Raw genomic sequence first — 17,516 nt, 5'->3', positions numbered from 1 at the left:
GTAGGGTTGTTGTGTTTAGAGGACGATCTCGCGCTGGCTGCGCAGTGATTCCAGCGCTTTATCCGCAAGGTACAGCGCACGTTCACCATCATCGCCGCTGCAGTCAGGCACCGCTTCGCCGCGCAGGACCGCAACAAAGTGTTCCCATTCCGCGGCGTAAGCGGATTTGTAGCGCTGCAGGAAGAAGTGTTCCGGCAGCGCGCTGGTGCAGCCCTGTTTGCCGTAGTGCTGCACCTGGTTTTCCAGAATGTTGCCCGCGCACAGCAGCCCTTCGGAGCCGTGCAGCTCCAGGCGCTGGTCGTAGCCGTAAGATGAACGGCGGCTGTTGACGATGGTCGCCATCGCGCCGGAGGCATATTTCAGAACGATAAACGCGGTATCGATATCCCCCGCCTCGCCAATCGCCGGATCCACCAGGTTGCTGCCCTGGGCATACACCGACACCGGCTCTTCGCCCATGATGAAGCGCGCCATGTCAAAGTCGTGAATGGTCATATCGCGGAACATGCCGCCGGAGACGCGCACGTACTCCGCAGGCGGCGGAGACGGATCGCGGGAGATGATGAGCAGCGATTCCGGTTTGCCTATGCGCCCGGCCTGCGCGTCGGTTTTCACGCGGCGAAACTGTGGGTCAAAGCGGCGGTTAAAGCCAATGAACAGCGGCACGTCGTACTCTTTGACCACCTTCAGGCAGTCGCGCACGCGGGCGAGGTCAAGGTGTACCGGCTTTTCGCAGAAGATGGCCTTGCCGTGGCGGGCGGCCATTTCAATCAGATCCGCGTGGGTATCGGTGGCGGAGGCGATCAGCACGGCGTGAACGTTAGGGTCGGTCATCGCCTCGTTCAGGCTCTGCTGGCGGGCCTGATACTGCGCGGCGAGACGGGTGGCAAATTCCTGATTCGGGTCAACCACGGACCAGAGCGTGGTCGCGCCGTGGCTGGCGATGTTAGCTGCATGTACCTGGCCGATTCGGCCAGCGCCCAGTAAAGCAATGTTAAACATAACGGCTCCCGGTGTTGGTGAATGCTGTGAACTAACGACTCTATAAATAAAACATTTATTTCATTTTTATAAATAGTGAAAATTATGTTTTTGAGTGCGGGTTAACACTTTTGAGATGAATGAGATAAATTTTGTTATCAATCTCACAACATGAGTGAGCGTGCGGCAACTCCCCTCACCCCGGCCCTCTCCCCAATGGGGCGAGGGAGAAAAGCGCGCACCAAACTATCCCCTCTCCCCTTTGGGGAGAGGGTTAGGGTGAGGGGAAAATGAAATGAAAATTTCGTTACGGCAGGAAAACTTAATACTGACGGGCTTTTTTCACCTGCGCCTGCGTTTGCTCAGCGGCCTCACGCACGGCAGAAGATTCAGCCACCTGCGCGTCACCGGTTCGCCACCAGGAGGCGTAATCGTGGGTCATGGTCTTCGGCAGCACCTTGATGTCCAGCAGCGTCGGGCCGGGATGCGCCCGCGACGCCTCCAGCGCCGCCAGCAGGCTTTGCTCATCGTTCACCCGCCACGCGCGGCAGCCGTAGCTTTCCGCGTTTTGCGCAAAGTCGACCTTCACCAGCGGCCCGTCAAGCCGCCCGGTTTCCGGGTTGCGGTGGCGGTTTTCGGTGCCAAAGCTGCCCATGCCGTGCCCCATCTGCAGGTTATTAATGCAGCCGAAGCTGGCGTTATCAAACAGCAGAACGGTGACCTTAATGCCCTCCTGAACGGCGGTTTGCAGCTCGGAGTGCAGCATCATGTAGGAGCCATCCCCCACCATGGCGTACACCGGCTGCTCGGGTCTGGCGAGCTTCGCGCCGATGGCCGCCGCAATCTCGTAGCCCATGCAGGAGTAGCCGTACTCCAGGTGATAGCTGTCCGGCGTTTTGACCTGCCAGAGGCGCTGTAAATCCCCCGGCAGCGAACCGGCCGCGCCCACCACGATGGCGTTATCTTCAACATGCTGGTTGATCAGCCCCAGCACCCGCGTCTGGGTCAGGCGGGTGTTAAGCGCCTCGCCGTATTCCGCCAGCTGCGCATCCAGGTGCCCCGCCACTTCGGGCGCGTCGTCAGGACACCACTGGCGATCCCACAGGCGGCGGCACTCGTCGCGCCAGGCGGACTTCGCCTGAGCGATCGCCTCTCCCCAGCCGCTGCGGTAATCCCCGAGCGCGTGGGTCAAGGCCTGGAGCCCGGTTTGGGCATCGGCAATCAGCGCGGTCGCGTCCAGCTTCAGGGCGTCAAACTCGGCCACGTTCAGCAGCAGAAACTCAACGTCCGGGTGGGAAAAGAGCGCCTTGGAGCCGGTGGTAAAATCGGTAAGGCGCGTGCCGACGCCAATCACTAAATCGGCCTGCGGCGCGAGCTGGTTGGCGGCCATTCCGCCCGTCACCCCTATGCCGCCCAGGTTAAGTGGGTGGTCACTTACCAGCGCTCCCTTTCCGGCCTGGGTTTCGGCAAACGGCAGCCGCAGCGTTTCGACAAATTCGCGAAACGCCTCATGCGCGCCGGAATAGCGCACGCCGCCGCCGCACACCACCAGCGGACGACGCTTGCGGGCGATCAGCGCCCGCGCCTGCGCCAGACGCTGCGGATCGGGCGGACGGCGTTCGATGTGATGCACGCGACGCGCGAAGAAGCTCAGCGGGTAGTCCCAGGCCTCTCCCTGCACGTCCTGCGGCAGGCAGATGGTCACCGCGCCGGTATTGGCGGGGTCAGTAAGCGTTCGCATCGCGCTTAGCATCGCGCTCATCAGCTGCTCGGGGCGGTTGATGCGGTCCCAGTAGCGGGAGACCGGACGGAAGCAGTCGTTGGTGCTGATGCTGAGATCGTGATACTGCTCGATCTGCTGCAGCACCGGGTCCGGCTGGCGGCTGGCATAGATATCGCCCGGCAGCAGCAGGAGCGGGATGCGGTTCGCCGTGGCGGTGGCCGCCGCCGTGACCATATTGGCGGCGCCCGGCCCGACGGAGGAGGTGACGGCAAAAATGCACTGACGGCGGTGCTGTTTGGCGAATCCCGTCGCCATATGGGCGATACCCTGCTCGTTGCAGCCCTGCATCACCTGCAGATGGCCCGGGTCCTGCTCCAGCGCCTGGCCGATACCGAGCACGTTGCCGTGACCAAATATGGTGGCGACGCCCTCCACGAAGGGCGTTTCGTCACCGTCCACGCTGACGTACTGTTGATTAAGGAACCGGACCAGCGCCTGGGCCATGGTCATACGTTCGGTTTGCATAAAACCTCCTGTCAGCCCAGCGTTGGCATAGAGAACGCAGCGCCTGTCTCCTGCTGCATTTCCGGCCAGCGCGCGGTGATGGTTTTCATTCGGGTGTAGAAGCGCACGCCGTCGCTGCCGTGAACGTTGAGCGCGCCAAAGATGGAACGCTTCCAGCCGCCGAAGCTGTGGAATGCCATCGGCACCGGGATCTGCACGTTGACGCCCACCATGCCCGCCTGCACCTCTTCGCAGAAGCGGCGCGCGCAGCCGCCGTCGCGGGTGAAGATCGCTGAACCATTACCATATTCATGGCGGTTAATCAGATCCACCGCGCTGGCGTAATCTGCTACGCGCACCACAGAAAGCACCGGGCCAAAAATCTCTTCTTTATAGATGGTCATCTCCGGGGTGACGTTATCGAACAGCGTCGGCCCGACGAAGTAGCCCTGCTCGTGCCCCTTCACGCTGAAGCCGCGACCGTCCACGCGAAGTTTCGCTCCCTGCGACTCGCCGCTGTCGATGTAGCCCAGCACCTTGCTGCGGTGTACGGAGGAGATGAGCGGCCCCATTTCGTTTTCCGGCGACTGGTCCAGGCCCGGCCCGACGCGCAGCGCGGCAATCTGTTTCTCCAGCCGGGCGCAGAGGTCATCGGCGGTTTTATCCCCCACCGCCAGCACCACCGAGAGCGCCATGCAGCGTTCGCCCGCCGCGCCGTAGGCCGCGCCCATGATGGCGTTAGTCGCCATCTCCATGTCGGCATCCGGCATGAGAATGCAGTGGTTTTTCGCGCCGCCCAGCGCCTGGCAGCGCTTTCCGTGGGCGGACGCGGTCTGGTAAATGTATTCCGCAATTGGCGTGGAGCCGACAAAGCTCACCGCCTGCACGCGTGGGTCGGTCAGGAGCACGTCAACGGACTCCTTATCGCCCTGCACCACGTTGAACACGCCCTCCGGCAGGCCGGCCTCTTTCAGCAGCTGCGCCAGCGCGAGCGCCAGAGAAGGATCTTTTTCCGACGGCTTCAGCACGAAGGTGTTGCCAGTCGCCAGCGCAATCGGGAACATCCACATCGGCACCATCGCCGGGAAGTTAAACGGGGTGATCCCGGCGCAGACGCCGAGCGGCTGCATCAGCGAGTGGCTGTCGACGCCGGTACCGACGTTCGCAGAGTGTTCACCCTTTTGCAGATGTGGGATGCCGCAGGCAAATTCTACTACTTCCAGGCCGCGGGTCAGTTCGCCCACCGCGTCGGAGAAGACCTTGCCGTGCTCTTCGCTGATGATGCGGGCCAGTCGCTCCATATTCTCTTCCAGCAGCGCCTTGAAGCGGAACATCACGCGCGCGCGCTTAAGCGGAGCATGGCGCGCCCACGCCGGAAACGCCTGCTGCGCGGCGGCAATCGCCTGCTCCGTTTCCTGCGCCGTACTCATCACCACCTGGCGGATCTGCTCGCCGGTGGCCGGGTTGAAGATCGCCTGAACGCGCTGGCCTGAACCGGTGACACATTCGCCGTGAATAAAATTCGCTACCGTCTCCATCCTTAACCTCTCGCTGTTGATACGTGACTGTTACCTGAACACTGTGTACTGAACACTATATATGAAACAAATATTCCATTTTAAGTTGAAATAAAATAAATGATGATTATTGTGATCAAGGATGGATTTTTATGTTAACAGCTAACAACACTGACGCAGCGTGCGCTATTAAGGGATTTCGGGCGAGGAAATGACTGAAGTTTCTGTTTCATTTTTGCTGCCAGATGGATGGCCGACATTTAAAAGACGCGGTTTTGCGTTTAGAATCATAAGACTGTATTTGGGGGATAAGATGACGACAGCAACCAGCCTGAACGAACTGCAGCAGCAAATCCGCGATCGCTACGATAGCCTGAGCAAGAGGCTGCAGCAGGTCTCCCGCTACGTGCTGGATAACACCAACAGCGTGGCCTTTGATACGGTTGCCGTCATTGCCGAGCGCGCCGACGTGCCGCCCTCGACGCTGATCCGCTTTGCCAACGCCTTTGACTTCACCGGCTTCAACGAAATGAAACAACTGTTTCGCATGAACCTGGTGGAGGAGACCGCCAGCTACAGCGACCGCGCCCGGCTGTTTCGCGAAATGGAGAGCGAGGCCGTGCCGGAAACGCCGCTCGATATCCTGCAGGAGTTTGCCCGCTCGAACGCGCAGGCGCTCCAGCAGCTGGCCGCCCGCGCCGAGCCGGAAATGCTGGAGCGCGCGGTACAGCTGCTGGCCGACGCCGACACCATCTACATCGCCGGACTGCGCCGCTCCTTTAGCGTCGCGGCCTACCTCACCTACGCCCTGAGCCATCTGGAGTGCCGCCCTATCCTGCTCGACGGCATGGGCGGCATGCTGCGCGAGCAGATCAGCCGCATTAAGGCGCGCGACATCGTGGTGTCGATCAGCTTCTCGCCGTACGCGGAAGAGACGGTGATGGTCAGCGAAACCGCCGCCAGCGTCGGCGCGCGGCAGATCGTGATTACGGACAGCCAGATCAGCCCGCTGGCGACGTTCAGCGATCTCTGCTTTGTGGTGAAAGAGGCGCAGGTTGATGCGTTCCGGTCTCAGTCGGCAACGCTGTGCCTGGTGCAGTCGCTGGTGGTGGCGCTGGCGTATAGGTTGGGAGAGGGGAAGTAAGGCAATAAAAAAACCCCCTGCACAGGCAGAGGGTTTGGTTGTTAATTCAGCGGGAAATTATTCCCACTCAATCGTAGCCGGTGGCTTACCGCTGATGTCATACACCACGCGGGAAATACCGTTCACTTCGTTGATGATGCGGTTAGACACGCGCCCTAAGAAGTCATACGGCAGGTGCGCCCAGTGCGCGGTCATGAAGTCGATGGTTTCCACCGCACGCAGGGAAACAACCCAGTCGTACTTACGGCCATCGCCCATCACACCGACGGAGCGAACCGGCAGGAACACGGTGAACGCCTGGCTTACCTTGTTGTACAGGTCAGCTTTGTGCAGCTCTTCGATGAAGATCGCGTCCGCGCGACGCAGCAGGTCGCAGTACTCTTTCTTCACTTCGCCCAGCACGCGCACGCCCAGACCCGGACCCGGGAACGGGTGACGGTAGAGCATGTCGTACGGCAGACCCAGTTCCAGACCAATCTTACGCACTTCGTCTTTGAACAGCTCGCGCAGCGGTTCAACCAGGCCCATCTTCATCTCTTTCGGCAGGCCGCCCACGTTGTGGTGAGATTTGATGACGTGTGCTTTACCGGTTGCGGAGGCCGCAGACTCGATCACGTCAGGGTAGATAGTGCCCTGCGCCAGCCACTTCACGTCTTCCAGCTTCAGCGCTTCTTCGTCGAACACTTCCACGAACACGCGGCCGATGATTTTACGTTTCGCTTCCGGATCGTTCTCGCCTTTCAGCGCGTCCAGGAAGCGCTGCTCGCCTTCCACGTGAATGATGTTCAGACCGAAGTGGTCGCCGAACATGTCCATAACCTGCTGGGCTTCGTTCAGACGCAGCAGACCGTTGTCCACGAAGACGCAGGTCAGGTTTTTGCCGATGGCGCGGTGCAGCAGCATCGCGGTCACGGAGGAGTCCACGCCGCCGGAGAGGCCGAGGATCACTTTGTCATCGCCAACCTGCTGGCGGATACGCTCAACGGCGTCGTCGATGATTTTAGCTGGGGTCCACAGGGCTTCGCACTGGCAGATGTCACGCACGAAGCGCTCCAGCATGCGCATACCCTGACGGGTGTGGGTCACTTCCGGGTGGAACTGCACGCCGTAGAAGCGTTTTTCTTCGTTCGCCATGATGGCAAACGGGCAGCTTTCGGTGCTGGCAACGGTCACGAAGTCAGACGGGATGGCGGTGACTTTGTCGCCGTGGCTCATCCACACGTCCAGCAGCGGTTTGCCGTCTGCGGTCAGGGAGTCTTCGATACCGCGCACCAGCGCGCTGTCGGTGACGACTTCTACCTGTGCGTAGCCAAACTCGCGCTCGTTAGAGCCTTCTACGTGGCCGCCCAGCTGCATTGCCATGGTCTGCATGCCGTAGCAAACGCCGAATACCGGCACGCCAGCTTCGAACACGTACTGCGGCGCGCGCGGGCTGTTCTCTTCGGTGGTACTTTCCGGGCCGCCGGACAGGATGATGCCGCTTGGATTGAATTCGCGAATCTGTGCTTCCGTGACATCCCACGCCCACAGCTCACAGTAAACGCCCAGTTCACGTACGCGACGCGCCACCAGCTGAGTGTACTGAGAACCGAAGTCCAGGATGAGAATGCGATGTTTATGAATGTTTTCCGTCATTGACGCTAATTCCGAGGCAAGTGAAACAAAAACAGAGCGCCCGGCAGAAGCCGGGCGCGGAAACTTATCAGGAGCCCAGACGGTAGTTCGGGGACTCTTTGGTGATCGTCACGTCGTGAACGTGGCTCTCCTGGATACCCGCACCGCTGATGCGTACGAATTCCGCTTTAGTACGCAGCAGGTCAATGGTACCACAGCCGGTCAGACCCATACAGGAGCGCAGGCCGCCCATCTGCTGGTGAATGATCTCTTTCAGACGGCCTTTATAGGCAACGCGACCTTCGATACCTTCCGGTACCAGTTTGTCAGCGGCGTTATCGGTCTGGAAGTAACGGTCAGAGGAGCCTTTGGACATCGCGCCCAGGGAGCCCATACCGCGGTAAGATTTGTAAGAACGGCCCTGGTAGAGTTCGATTTCGCCCGGGGATTCTTCGGTACCGGCCAGCATGGAGCCTACCATTACGGCAGCTGCGCCCGCGGCGATCGCTTTGGCGATGTCGCCTGAGAAGCGGATACCGCCGTCAGCGATAACCGGAATACCTGTGCCTTCCAGCGCTTCAACCGCGTCAGACACGGCGGTGATCTGCGGAACGCCCACGCCGGTCACGATACGTGTGGTACAGATAGAGCCAGGGCCGATACCCACTTTCACCGCGCTGCAGCCAGCGTCAGCCAGCGCGCGAGCGCCTGCGCCAGTGGCCACGTTACCGCCGATGATCTGCAGATCAGGGTATTTGGCACGGGTGTCGCGAATACGTTGCAGAACGCCTTCGGAGTGGCCGTGAGAGGAGTCAATCAGCAGGACGTCAACGCCCGCAGCAACCAGCGCGTCAACGCGCTCTTCGTTACCGGCACCTGCGCCAACCGCAGCGCCAACGCGCAGACGGCCATGCTCGTCTTTACAGGCGTTAGGCTTACGTTCTGCTTTCTGGAAATCTTTAACGGTGATCATGCCGCGCAGGTGGAAGCTGCTGTCAACAACCAGCGCTTTTTCAACGCGTTTTTCGTGCATTTTTGCCAGCACCACGTCGCGGGTTTCACCTTCGCGAACGGTGACCAGACGCTCTTTTGGCGTCATGTACACGCTGACAGGCTGGTTCAGGTCAGTCACGAAACGCACGTCACGACCGGTGATAATGCCAACCAGTTCGTTCTCTTCGGTCACAACCGGGTAACCGGCGAAGCCGTTACGTTCGGTCAGGGCTTTCACTTCGTGCAGCGTGGTGGTTGGCAGAACGGTCTGTGGGTCAGACACGATGCCGGATTCATGTTTCTTCACGCGGCGAACTTCTTCCGCCTGACGTTCGATAGACATGTTTTTGTGAATAAAGCCAATGCCACCTTCCTGTGCCAGGGCGATAGCCAGGCGCGCTTCAGTCACGGTGTCCATTGCCGCAGAGAGCATAGGAATGTTCAGGCGAATGGTTTTCGTCAACTGCGTGCTGAGATCGGCAGTATTCGGCAGAACAGTGGAGTGAGCGGGAACGAGGAGGACGTCGTCAAACGTCAGTGCTTCTTTAGCGATACGTAGCATGGGCAATATCTCTGACCTGGGTGGTTAAATATTGCCGTGGCATTATACAGAGCGTAACCGATTGCATCTACACTTTTTTATAAAAAAGCTTGCGATTGCCTCTCAGCAGGTTACTATCGACTGAATAACTTGCTGATTTAGAATTTGATCCCGCTCACATGTTATCCTCTCAATCCCCCTCAATTTATACCGTCAGCCGCCTGAATCAGACGGTGCGTTTGCTGCTTGAGCAGGAAATGGGGCAGGTCTGGATCAGCGGTGAGATCTCTAACTTCACGCAGCCGTCCTCCGGTCACTGGTACTTTACCTTAAAAGACGACACCGCCCAGGTGCGCTGCGCGATGTTCCGCAACAGCAACCGTCGCGTGACGTTTCGTCCTCAGCACGGCCAGCAGGTTCTGGTTCGCGCCAATATCACCCTGTATGAGCCGCGCGGCGATTATCAAATCATCGTCGAGAGCATGCAGCCTGCAGGTGAAGGCCTGCTGCAGCAGAAGTATGAACAGCTAAAAGCCCGGCTCTCTGCCGAGGGGCTGTTCGACCAGCAGTACAAAAAACCGCTGCCCTCCCCCGCCCACTGCGTTGGGGTCATCACCTCGAAAACCGGTGCGGCACTGCACGATATTTTGCACGTGCTGAAGCGTCGCGATCCTTCCCTGCCCGTCATCATCTACCCGACCGCCGTTCAGGGTGACGATGCTCCGGGCCAGATAGTTCGCGCCATTGAGCTGGCGAACGCCCGTCAGGAGTGCGACGTATTAATCGTCGGGCGCGGCGGCGGCTCGCTGGAAGACTTGTGGAGCTTTAACGACGAGCGCGTGGCGCGGGCAATCTTTGCAAGCCTTATCCCCGTGGTGAGCGCCGTCGGCCACGAAACTGACGTAACGATAGCCGATTTTGTCGCGGACCTGCGCGCGCCTACGCCGTCCGCGGCGGCGGAAGTGGTCAGCCGGAACCAGCTGGAGCTGCTGCGTCAGATTCAGAACGGCCAGCAGCGTCTTGAGATGGCGATGGACTACTTCCTTGCCAACCGTACCCGCCGCTTTACCCAGCTTCATCATCGTCTTCAGCAGCAGCACCCGCAGCTGCGTCTGGCGCGTCAGCAGGCCGTGCTGGAGCGCCTGCGTCAGCGCATGAGCTTTGCGGTGGACGCGCAGCTCAAGCGCGCGGTATCGCGCCAGCAGCGCGTAACCCAGCGCCTGAATCAGCAGAACCAGCAGCCGAAAATTTATCGCGCGCAAACGCGGATCCAGCAGCTGGAGTATCGTCTGGCGGAAACTGTCCGGGCGCGCCTGAGCACCACCCGCGAACGTTTTGGCAATGCGGTGACCCATCTTGAAGCGGTCAGCCCCCTCTCCACGCTGGCGCGCGGCTATAGCGTGACAACGGCGACGGACGGCAAAGTGCTGAAGCAGACCAAACAGGTGAATACCGGCGATGTGCTGACGACGCGTCTTTCAGACGGCTGGGTAGAAAGCGAAGTGAAATCAATTAAACCGGTGAAAAAGACGCGTCAGCGTAAAACCGGATAATTCCTCGCCGGTTACTTACTATACTGCTGCTATTCCCTTTTTTAATAAGGAGAGCAGCATGCCCCATCTTCATAGCGTTATTCCCCCTTATATTCTTCGTCGTATTATCGAAAGCGGTTCCGAGCCGCAGCAGCGCTGTGCCCGTCAGACCTTAACCCACGTCCAGACGCTGATGGCCCACATGCCCGGCAAACCCGCCGCGCCACACGTGAATAAAGCCGGGCAGCTGGAACGCGATATTTACGACGCGAAGCAAACCCAGGAGCTGCCGGGTACCCAGGTGCGTTACGAAGGCCAGCCATCGAACGGCGATGTGGCGGTGGATGAAGCCTACGATTATTTAGGTATTACCCATGATTTCTTCTGGAAAGAATATCAGCGCGATTCGCTCGATAATAAAGGGCTTATTTTGACCGGCACCGTTCACTATGGCCGGGAATATCAGAACGCCTTCTGGAACGGTCAGCAGATGGTATTTGGCGACGGCGACGGGGAAATATTTAACCGCTTTACCATCGCCATCGACGTGGTAGCGCACGAGTTGAGCCACGGCGTGACCGAGACCGAAGCCGGGCTTATCTATTTTGAACAGTCGGGCGCGCTGAACGAGTCTCTGTCGGACGTGTTTGGCTCGCTGGTCAAACAGTACCATCTGAAGCAAACCGCCGATAAAGCAGACTGGCTCATTGGTGAAGGGTTGCTGGCGAAAGGGATCAACGGCAAAGGGCTGCGCTCAATGTCTGAACCCGGCACCGCCTATGACGATCCCCTGCTCGGCAAAGACCCGCAGCCTGCGCACATGAAAGATTTCATTAAAACGCGCGAGGATAACGGCGGCGTGCACCTGAACTCCGGCATCCCCAACCGGGCATTTTATCTGGCCGCGACGGCGATCGGCGGCTACGCCTGGGAAAAAGCGGGTTATGCCTGGTACGACACGGTTTGCGATCGCAAACTGGCGCAGGATGCGGATTTTGAGGCCTTCGCAAAGCTGACGATCGCGCACGGAGAGAAACGCTCCGGCGCCGACTCTGGTGCGGCCATTAAACAAGCCTGGGAACAGGTGGGAGTGTTGTAAATGCAGGTTCCGGAACTGACGGATGACGCCGTGGTTGAGCTGGCCCGGGAAGGCGGCGTCGCTTTTATTCCCAAGCTGAGCGGACAGCGCACCATCGCGCTCTCCTCGCTCAATGAGGCCCAGCGCCAGCGTCTGGTGAGCATCCTGGAGCAGGCTTTTCCACGCGGTCAGCCGCCGGGGCAAGCCTCTTCACCCGGCAGCGGCGACCAGCGATATTTCCGCATCCAGATTATCTGGACCGGACAAAATCAGGCGCACTATGCCGATATCATCGTGCTGGTGCCCGAGCAGGAAGCGCCCGAGTCGCTGGTCGAGCTGTGGCAGAAAGGCGAAGGCTGCGTCTGCGATTAACCTTCGGCCCGAACAAACTCCACGCGTTTTTTAGAGATAAGACCGTGGCCGTTCTGGCAGAAATAGTCCACCGCACCGCAGGCTTTTAATACCTGGAGTGGCTGATGGCACTCCGGGCAGCGGGCTACAAGCGCAATATCTTTATTACAGCTGTCGCAGTGCGCTACGCCGTTCTGGGGCTCCAGCGGTGCCTGGCATTCCGGGCAGGTAATCGACATATTCTCTCCTGTTGGGTTTTACCGGGGCATAACGCCGCCCCGGCAAGACCGAGCTTTATGAGGCGTTAGCAGCCGGTTTAGTCTGCGCATTTTCCAGCATGCGGCGCACCGGAACAATAAGGACGATCAGTACCGCGGCACAAATCAGCAGCGCGATGGAGCAGCGAGCAAAGAGATCCGGCAGCATATCCAGCTGATCGGCCTTCACGTGACCGCCAATCAGGCCCGCCGCCAGGTTACCCAGCGCGCTGGCGCAGAACCACAGCCCCATCATCTGGCCGCGCATTCTTTCCGGCGCAAGCAGCGTCATGGTCGCCAGGCCAATCGGACTCAGGCACAGTTCGCCGAGCGTCAGCATCAGGATGCTGCCCACCAGCCAGAACGGCGACACGCCCGCTCCACCGCTGCTCAGCACGTTCTGTGCCGCCAGCATCATCAGGCCAAAGCCTGCCGCCGCGCACAGAATACCAATAACAAACTTGGTGATGCTGCTCGGGCGAATGTTTTTGCTCGCGAGCTTCGGCCATGCCCAGCTAAACACCGGTGCCAGCAGGATGATGAACAGGGCGTTGATTGACTGGAACCACACCGCAGGGATTTCAAAATCGCCAATCATGCGGTTAGTGTAGTCGTTGGCAAACAGGTTGAATGAGGTTGGCTTCTGCTCAAACGCGGACCAGAAGAACGCCGCGGAAATCAGCAGAATAAAGCAGACCAACAGCCTGGCGCGCTCTTTACGGTTCAGCCCCGCAAAGACAAACAGATAAATAAAGTAGAGGGCTACGGACGCCGCAATCACGTAGACCAGCACGCTGGCTACCGCGACCGGGTTAATCACAATCACGCCCTGCGCAATCAGCGTCACGATCGTTGCCACGCCTGCCGCCAGTGCCAGCAGCCAAACGCCCACGCCGTTACGCTTCACCACCGGGCTGTTCCAGGTAGAGTCGAGGCCGACTTCGCCGTCATAGCGTTTCATCGCCGGAACGGCAAACACGCGGAAGATAATCAGCGCCACCAGCATCCCGATGCCGCCTATACCAAAGCCCCAGTGCCAGCCGTGGGTTTTGATCAGCCAGCCGGAAATCAGCGGCGCGATGAACGAGCCCATGTTGATGCCCATATAAAACAGCGAGAAACCGCCGTCACGACGCGCGTCGCCTTTTTTATACAGGGTGCCGACCATCACCGAGATACAGGTTTTGAACAGCCCTGAGCCAAGCACGATGAACATCAGGCCGATAAAGAACAGGTTGTTCCCCATCACCGCAGAGAGCGCGATCGACAGGTGGCCGAGCGCAATCAGGATCGAACCGTACCAGACGGCTCTCTGCTGACCGAGCCAGTTATCGGCCAGCCACCCACCCGGCAGCGCGGCCAGGTACATGGTACCGGCAAAGATGCCGACAATCGCCGAGGCGTTTTCACGCGCCAGGCCCATCCCGCCGTCATAGACGGTGGCGGCCATAAACAGGATCAGTAACGGACGAATGCCGTAAAACGAGAAGCGCTCCCACATCTCGGTGAAGAACAGGGAACCGAGCGGATACGGATGGCCGAAGAACGTTCGGCTCTCTTTTTGATTAACAGTGGATTGCATAATTCTCCCGAAAGGTATGTCGTCGTGCTTGTAAACACCAGCAGGTACGCCGGCCAGTTACGTATCTGGCCGATTTTTTACATGCGGCGAAAAGTTAGTTAACCATTTGATAACCAGGCGCTAGTTTTGTCTAGTACCAGACCCTGGACTTTAAGATGAAAATTCGACGATTGTCTACTTTCTTAGATTTAAACTTGGTTAAAAGTGAATAGTGATTGACTTCACACAGAGAAAACCGGCGGGTATGATTGGACAAAAAAAAGCCCGCGATAAACGCGGGCTTTCGTGAAGCAGGTAAAGCTTATTTGCTTTTCTTAATGTGCTTAATCAAGCGCTTACGCTTACGCATCTGGTTTGGCGTCAGGGTGTTGCGCTTGTTGGCAAACGGGTTTTCCCCTTCCTTGAACTGGATACGGATAGGCGTGCCCATTACGTCCAGCGATTTACGGAAGTAGTTCATCAGATAGCGCTTGTAGGAATCCGGCAGGTCTTTCACCTGGTTGCCGTGAATTACTACGATTGGCGGGTTGTAACCACCGGCGTGGGCATATTTCAGCTTCACGCGACGGCCGCGCACCAGCGGCGGCTGATGGTCTTCAGCAGCCATATTCATGATGCGGGTCAGCATCGCGGTGCTTTGACGACGGGTGGAGCTGTCGTACGCTTCACGCACGGATTCGAACAGGTTACCCACCCCGCTGCCGTGCAGCGCAGAGATAAAGTGCACGCGGGCGAAGTCGATAAAGCCCAGACGGAAGTCGAGAGTCTCTTTCACCTGCTCGCGCACTTCATTGCTCAGGCCATCCCACTTGTTGACCACGATAACCAGTGAGCGCCCACTATTGAGGATAAAGCCGAGCAGAGAGAGGTCCTGATCGGAGATACCTTCGCGTGCGTCGATGACCAGCAGCACAACGTTGGCATCTTCGATCGCCTGCAGGGTTTTGATAACGGAGAATTTTTCCACCACATCGGTGATTTTCCCGCGCTTACGCACCCCGGCGGTGTCGATGAGGACATACTCACGCTCGTCGCGCTGCATAGGAATGTAGATACTGTCACGGGTGGTGCCCGGCATGTCGTAAACGACCACGCGCTCTTCACCCAGAATACGGTTAGTAAGCGTAGACTTACCTACGTTTGGACGACCCACGATGGCCAGCTTGATCGGCAGATCCTGCGGGTTGAAGTCGTCTTCAGGCTCTTCTTCGCCCTCTTCTCCGTCTTCAAACTGCGCCCAGTATTCAGCGTCTTCGTCTACTTCTTCCGGCGGGTTTACTTCGTCAACCCACGGCAGCAGAACGGTTTCCAGCAGGCTGGTGACGCCACGGCCATGCGATGCCGCAATCGGGTAGATTTCACCCAGACCCAGAGACCAGAAATCCGCGACGGCCTGATCGGCATCGATGCCGTCAGTTTTGTTCGCCACCAGGAAGGTCGGCTTTTCGCGTGAACGCAGGTGTTTGGCAATAGCGGAGTCCGCCGGCATCAGGCCAGCGCGCGCATCCACCATAAACAGCACCACATCCGCCTCTTCAATCGCCAGCAGCGACTGTTCCGCCATGCGGGTTTCAACGCCGTCTTCTGTGCCGTCAATACCACCGGTATCAATACAGATGAACTCGCGTCCTTCCACCTCTGCACGACCGTACTTACGGTCACGCGTCAGCCCCGGGAAATCCGCAACCAGCGCATCACGGGTGCGTGTTAAACGGTTAAAAAGAGTGGATTTTCCAACGTTAGGGCGCCCGACAAGCGCGACCACAGGTACCATGTTTGAAGCCTCATAAAATTCAAAATAACGTCGCTTTCGCGGCGTTTTTAAAAATGTCAAAACGGCTCCTGAGTGAACAGGAGCCGTTTAGTATACTACAACCGCCGGGTAATTAACGCGTGATCGCGTACAGCGTGCCGTCTTTTGCCTGAATCAGCAGTTTGCCGTCGGCCACAACCGGATCGGTCAGGAAGCCAGAGCTGTCGACTTTTTGCTGTGCAACAAAGCGGCCGTTATCCGGATCGATCCAGTGCATATACCCTTCGCTGTCGCCAACCACCAGGCTACCGTTGTACAGTGCAGGCGAGGTCAGCAGGCGGTGCAGCAGATCGCTTTGCGTCCACAGCGTCACGCCGCCTTCGGTGCTCAGCGCCAGCAGACGGTCGTTCTGATCGACCATATAGATGCGGTTGCCCTCAACGATGAAATCGTTCACAGAGCCCAGCTCACGTTTCCACATGATCTGGCCGCTGCGCAGATCCAGCGCGGTCAGGTTGCCGTTATAGGCCAGCGCGTAAACCACACCGTTAACGATGACCGGCGTTGTGTCTACGTCGCTCAGACGGTCAATTTCCGTTGAGCCAGTGGCTTGAGAGATACGCTGCTGCCAGATCATCTGGCCCTGCTGCATCAGCACGGCGCTCACGCGACCGTTGTCACCGCCCACAATGGCAGCACCAAATGCGGTAGCCGGTGCGGATTCGCCGCGCAGAGAGAGCGCAGGCATATCCAGGTTAACGGTCCATTTCACCAGACCGTCCGCTTCGTTCAGCGCCTGCAGCTGGCCGTTGCTGGTATGAATCAGCACCAGGCCGTCGCTCACCACCGGGCGAGACAGGGATTCACCCGCTACGGTTGTTTGCCAGGCAATAGAACCGTCGCTGCTATTCAGCGCATAAACCTGCGCTTTTTCGCTGCCCACGTAGACATGGCCACCGGCAACAGTCAGACCGCCAGAGAGCAGTGCAGGTTTACGGGAGAACCAGCCGTCTTTTTCCGCCAGGTTAACGGACCATACTTCCTTCCCGTCATCGGCGTTCACCGCTTTCACGGTACCTTTGCGGTCAGCGGCATAGACAACGCTGTCTGCATACGCAGGATGAAGGTTGGAATAGAAATCACCAATCCCATTGCCCACGGAGACATCCCACGCGGTGGATGGGGTAAACTGGTTTTCAACCGTCGGCAGTGGGGACATTTTCACAACGTCTTCTTCGCCACTGAACAGTGAACAACCACTCAATAACGTAACAGAAAGCAGTCCTGGCAGAAGTAATTTACGCAATTGCATCGGGTCCCTCTCAGACGGACAAATTATTTATTTTCATCTGCATCATTTCGCTCAGCGCAGGTGAAGCATTGCTCTCTACGCCAGCTTGCCACGCTTTACGCGCGCCCGCTTTGTCACCTTTGCTCAGCAGTGCTTCACCGCGCAGATCGGCAACGATGGCAGCAAAACCTTCGCCTTTGATGGTATCGAGCGTTTTCAGCGCATCGTCAGCTTTTTTCTGCTGAACCTGAATACGTGCCAGGCGCAGATTGATCACCGCTTTCAGGTTCTCATCGCTGGCCGCAGCAAGGCTCTGCGAGAGCTGAGCAGCGGCTTTATCCAGTTCGTTCTTATCAACGTACTGCTGAGCCACTTCCAGCGCAGCCAGTGCACCGTAGGTGTTTCTGTTGTCAGCCGCAAATTTTTCTGCCGCAGTAAGCGTTTGCGGCTGATCGGCACGAATGGCGCTCACGGTATTTTCATAGGACAGAGACGCGCCGCGCGCGGAATCCGCCTGATGATTGTTCCAGTAACGCCAGCCCACCAGCGCACCGATACCTAAAACAACCCCAACAACCAGCGCTTTGCCGTTTTCAACAAAGAAGCGCTTAATCGCGTCGACCTGATCGTGTTCGTTCTCGTAAATTTCCACGCA

14 protein-coding genes are annotated in these 17,516 nt (G+C 58.4%); 4 read left to right on the top strand and 10 right to left on the bottom strand.

Annotated elements, in window-relative coordinates; genetic code table 11:
• Positions 1-15: 15 nt before the first annotated feature.
• The 3 genes from iolG to FOY96_RS05360 form a co-directional block, all read right to left on the bottom strand.
• Positions 16-1,002 carry an inositol 2-dehydrogenase gene (iolG, locus tag FOY96_RS05370; protein WP_038417345.1) on the bottom strand — a complete coding sequence of 329 codons (987 nt, stop codon included), beginning with the start codon at positions 1,000-1,002 and terminating at the stop codon, positions 16-18.
• Positions 1,003-1,303: 301 nt separating this feature from the next.
• Positions 1,304-3,229 (bottom strand): 3D-(3,5/4)-trihydroxycyclohexane-1,2-dione acylhydrolase (decyclizing), encoded by a 1,926-nt coding sequence (gene iolD, locus FOY96_RS05365; protein WP_143346610.1) that lies wholly within the window; start codon positions 3,227-3,229, stop codon positions 1,304-1,306.
• Between the two features lie 11 nt (positions 3,230-3,240).
• Positions 3,241-4,746: a CoA-acylating methylmalonate-semialdehyde dehydrogenase gene (locus FOY96_RS05360; RefSeq protein ID WP_143346609.1), complete on the bottom strand. Its 1,506-nt coding sequence runs from the start codon at positions 4,744-4,746 to the stop codon at positions 3,241-3,243.
• Positions 4,747-5,038: 292 nt separating this feature from the next.
• Between FOY96_RS05360 and FOY96_RS05355 the strand changes: the two genes are divergently transcribed.
• On the top strand, positions 5,039-5,869 hold the full coding sequence (locus FOY96_RS05355) for a MurR/RpiR family transcriptional regulator (RefSeq protein WP_008502123.1): 831 nt from the start codon (positions 5,039-5,041) through the stop codon (positions 5,867-5,869).
• 57 nt (positions 5,870-5,926) lie between these two features.
• Here FOY96_RS05355 and guaA read toward each other — a convergent pair whose 3' ends face one another.
• Positions 5,927-7,504, bottom strand: coding sequence for a glutamine-hydrolyzing GMP synthase (gene guaA, locus FOY96_RS05350; protein ID WP_033146195.1), 1,578 nt, complete (start codon positions 7,502-7,504; stop codon positions 5,927-5,929).
• 67 nt (positions 7,505-7,571) lie between these two features.
• Positions 7,572-9,038, bottom strand: coding sequence for an IMP dehydrogenase (gene guaB / locus FOY96_RS05345; protein WP_023333022.1), 1,467 nt, complete (start codon positions 9,036-9,038; stop codon positions 7,572-7,574).
• Positions 9,039-9,196: 158 nt separating this feature from the next.
• Here guaB and xseA point away from each other — a divergent pair, with 158 nt between their 5' ends.
• Genes xseA through FOY96_RS05330 form a run of 3 tightly spaced genes read left to right on the top strand, consistent with a single transcriptional unit; the run spans position 9,197 to position 11,999 of the window.
• Positions 9,197-10,570 (top strand): exodeoxyribonuclease VII large subunit, encoded by a 1,374-nt coding sequence (gene xseA / locus FOY96_RS05340; RefSeq protein ID WP_143346608.1) that lies wholly within the window; start codon positions 9,197-9,199, stop codon positions 10,568-10,570.
• A 58-nt stretch (positions 10,571-10,628) separates the two neighbouring features.
• Positions 10,629-11,648 (top strand): M4 family metallopeptidase, encoded by a 1,020-nt coding sequence (locus tag FOY96_RS05335; RefSeq protein ID WP_143346607.1) that lies wholly within the window; start codon positions 10,629-10,631, stop codon positions 11,646-11,648.
• Positions 11,649-11,999, top strand: coding sequence for a protealysin inhibitor emfourin (locus FOY96_RS05330; protein ID WP_006811517.1), 351 nt, complete (start codon positions 11,649-11,651; stop codon positions 11,997-11,999).
• Here the strand turns inward: FOY96_RS05330 and FOY96_RS05325 are convergent.
• The 5 genes from FOY96_RS05325 to FOY96_RS05305 form a co-directional block, all read right to left on the bottom strand.
• The gene (locus FOY96_RS05325) at positions 11,996-12,217 is read right to left on the bottom strand and encodes a zinc ribbon domain-containing protein (RefSeq protein WP_033146199.1); all 222 of its coding nucleotides are present in this window, start codon (positions 12,215-12,217) and stop codon (positions 11,996-11,998) included. The genes FOY96_RS05330 and FOY96_RS05325 overlap by 4 nt on opposite strands.
• A 55-nt stretch (positions 12,218-12,272) precedes the next feature.
• Complete coding sequence (locus FOY96_RS05320; protein WP_029741661.1) at positions 12,273-13,817, bottom strand: peptide MFS transporter; 1,545 nt, start codon at positions 13,815-13,817, stop codon at positions 12,273-12,275.
• A gap of 301 nt (positions 13,818-14,118) precedes the next feature.
• The gene (der, locus tag FOY96_RS05315; RefSeq protein WP_023308811.1) at positions 14,119-15,591 is read right to left on the bottom strand and encodes a ribosome biogenesis GTPase Der; all 1,473 of its coding nucleotides are present in this window, start codon (positions 15,589-15,591) and stop codon (positions 14,119-14,121) included.
• A 112-nt stretch (positions 15,592-15,703) separates the two neighbouring features.
• A complete protein-coding gene (gene bamB / locus FOY96_RS05310) occupies positions 15,704-16,882 on the bottom strand; it encodes an outer membrane protein assembly factor BamB (RefSeq protein WP_039263735.1) in 1,179 nt (392 codons plus the stop codon).
• Positions 16,883-16,892: 10 nt separating this feature from the next.
• Positions 16,893-17,513 (bottom strand): YfgM family protein, encoded by a 621-nt coding sequence (locus FOY96_RS05305; RefSeq protein ID WP_143346606.1) that lies wholly within the window; start codon positions 17,511-17,513, stop codon positions 16,893-16,895.
• Positions 17,514-17,516 lie beyond the last annotated feature (3 nt).

This window comes from Enterobacter asburiae (assembly GCF_007035645.1).
GTDB lineage: Bacteria > Pseudomonadota > Gammaproteobacteria > Enterobacterales > Enterobacteriaceae > Enterobacter > Enterobacter asburiae_B.
This window is presented reverse-complemented; position numbering and strand designations above follow the sequence as displayed.

Excerpts from the sequence above, each read along its gene's own strand:
- xseA (WP_143346608.1), top strand. The coding sequence starts at position 9,197 with ATGTTATCCTCTCAATCCCCCTCAATTTATACCGTCAGCCGCCTGAAT.
- iolG (WP_038417345.1), bottom strand. The coding sequence starts at position 1,002 with ATGTTTAACATTGCTTTACTGGGCGCTGGCCGAATCGGCCAGGTACAT.
- FOY96_RS05335 (WP_143346607.1), top strand. The coding sequence starts at position 10,629 with ATGCCCCATCTTCATAGCGTTATTCCCCCTTATATTCTTCGTCGTATT.
- FOY96_RS05320 (WP_029741661.1), bottom strand. The coding sequence starts at position 13,817 with ATGCAATCCACTGTTAATCAAAAAGAGAGCCGAACGTTCTTCGGCCAT.
- guaA (WP_033146195.1), bottom strand. The coding sequence starts at position 7,504 with ATGACGGAAAACATTCATAAACATCGCATTCTCATCCTGGACTTCGGT.
- FOY96_RS05355 (WP_008502123.1), top strand. The coding sequence starts at position 5,039 with ATGACGACAGCAACCAGCCTGAACGAACTGCAGCAGCAAATCCGCGAT.
- bamB (WP_039263735.1), bottom strand. The coding sequence starts at position 16,882 with ATGCAATTGCGTAAATTACTTCTGCCAGGACTGCTTTCTGTTACGTTA.
- FOY96_RS05360 (WP_143346609.1), bottom strand. The coding sequence starts at position 4,746 with ATGGAGACGGTAGCGAATTTTATTCACGGCGAATGTGTCACCGGTTCA.
- der (WP_023308811.1), bottom strand. The coding sequence starts at position 15,591 with ATGGTACCTGTGGTCGCGCTTGTCGGGCGCCCTAACGTTGGAAAATCC.
- FOY96_RS05325 (WP_033146199.1), bottom strand. The coding sequence starts at position 12,217 with ATGTCGATTACCTGCCCGGAATGCCAGGCACCGCTGGAGCCCCAGAAC.
- FOY96_RS05330 (WP_006811517.1), top strand. The coding sequence starts at position 11,649 with ATGCAGGTTCCGGAACTGACGGATGACGCCGTGGTTGAGCTGGCCCGG.
- iolD (WP_143346610.1), bottom strand. The coding sequence starts at position 3,229 with ATGCAAACCGAACGTATGACCATGGCCCAGGCGCTGGTCCGGTTCCTT.
- guaB (WP_023333022.1), bottom strand. The coding sequence starts at position 9,038 with ATGCTACGTATCGCTAAAGAAGCACTGACGTTTGACGACGTCCTCCTC.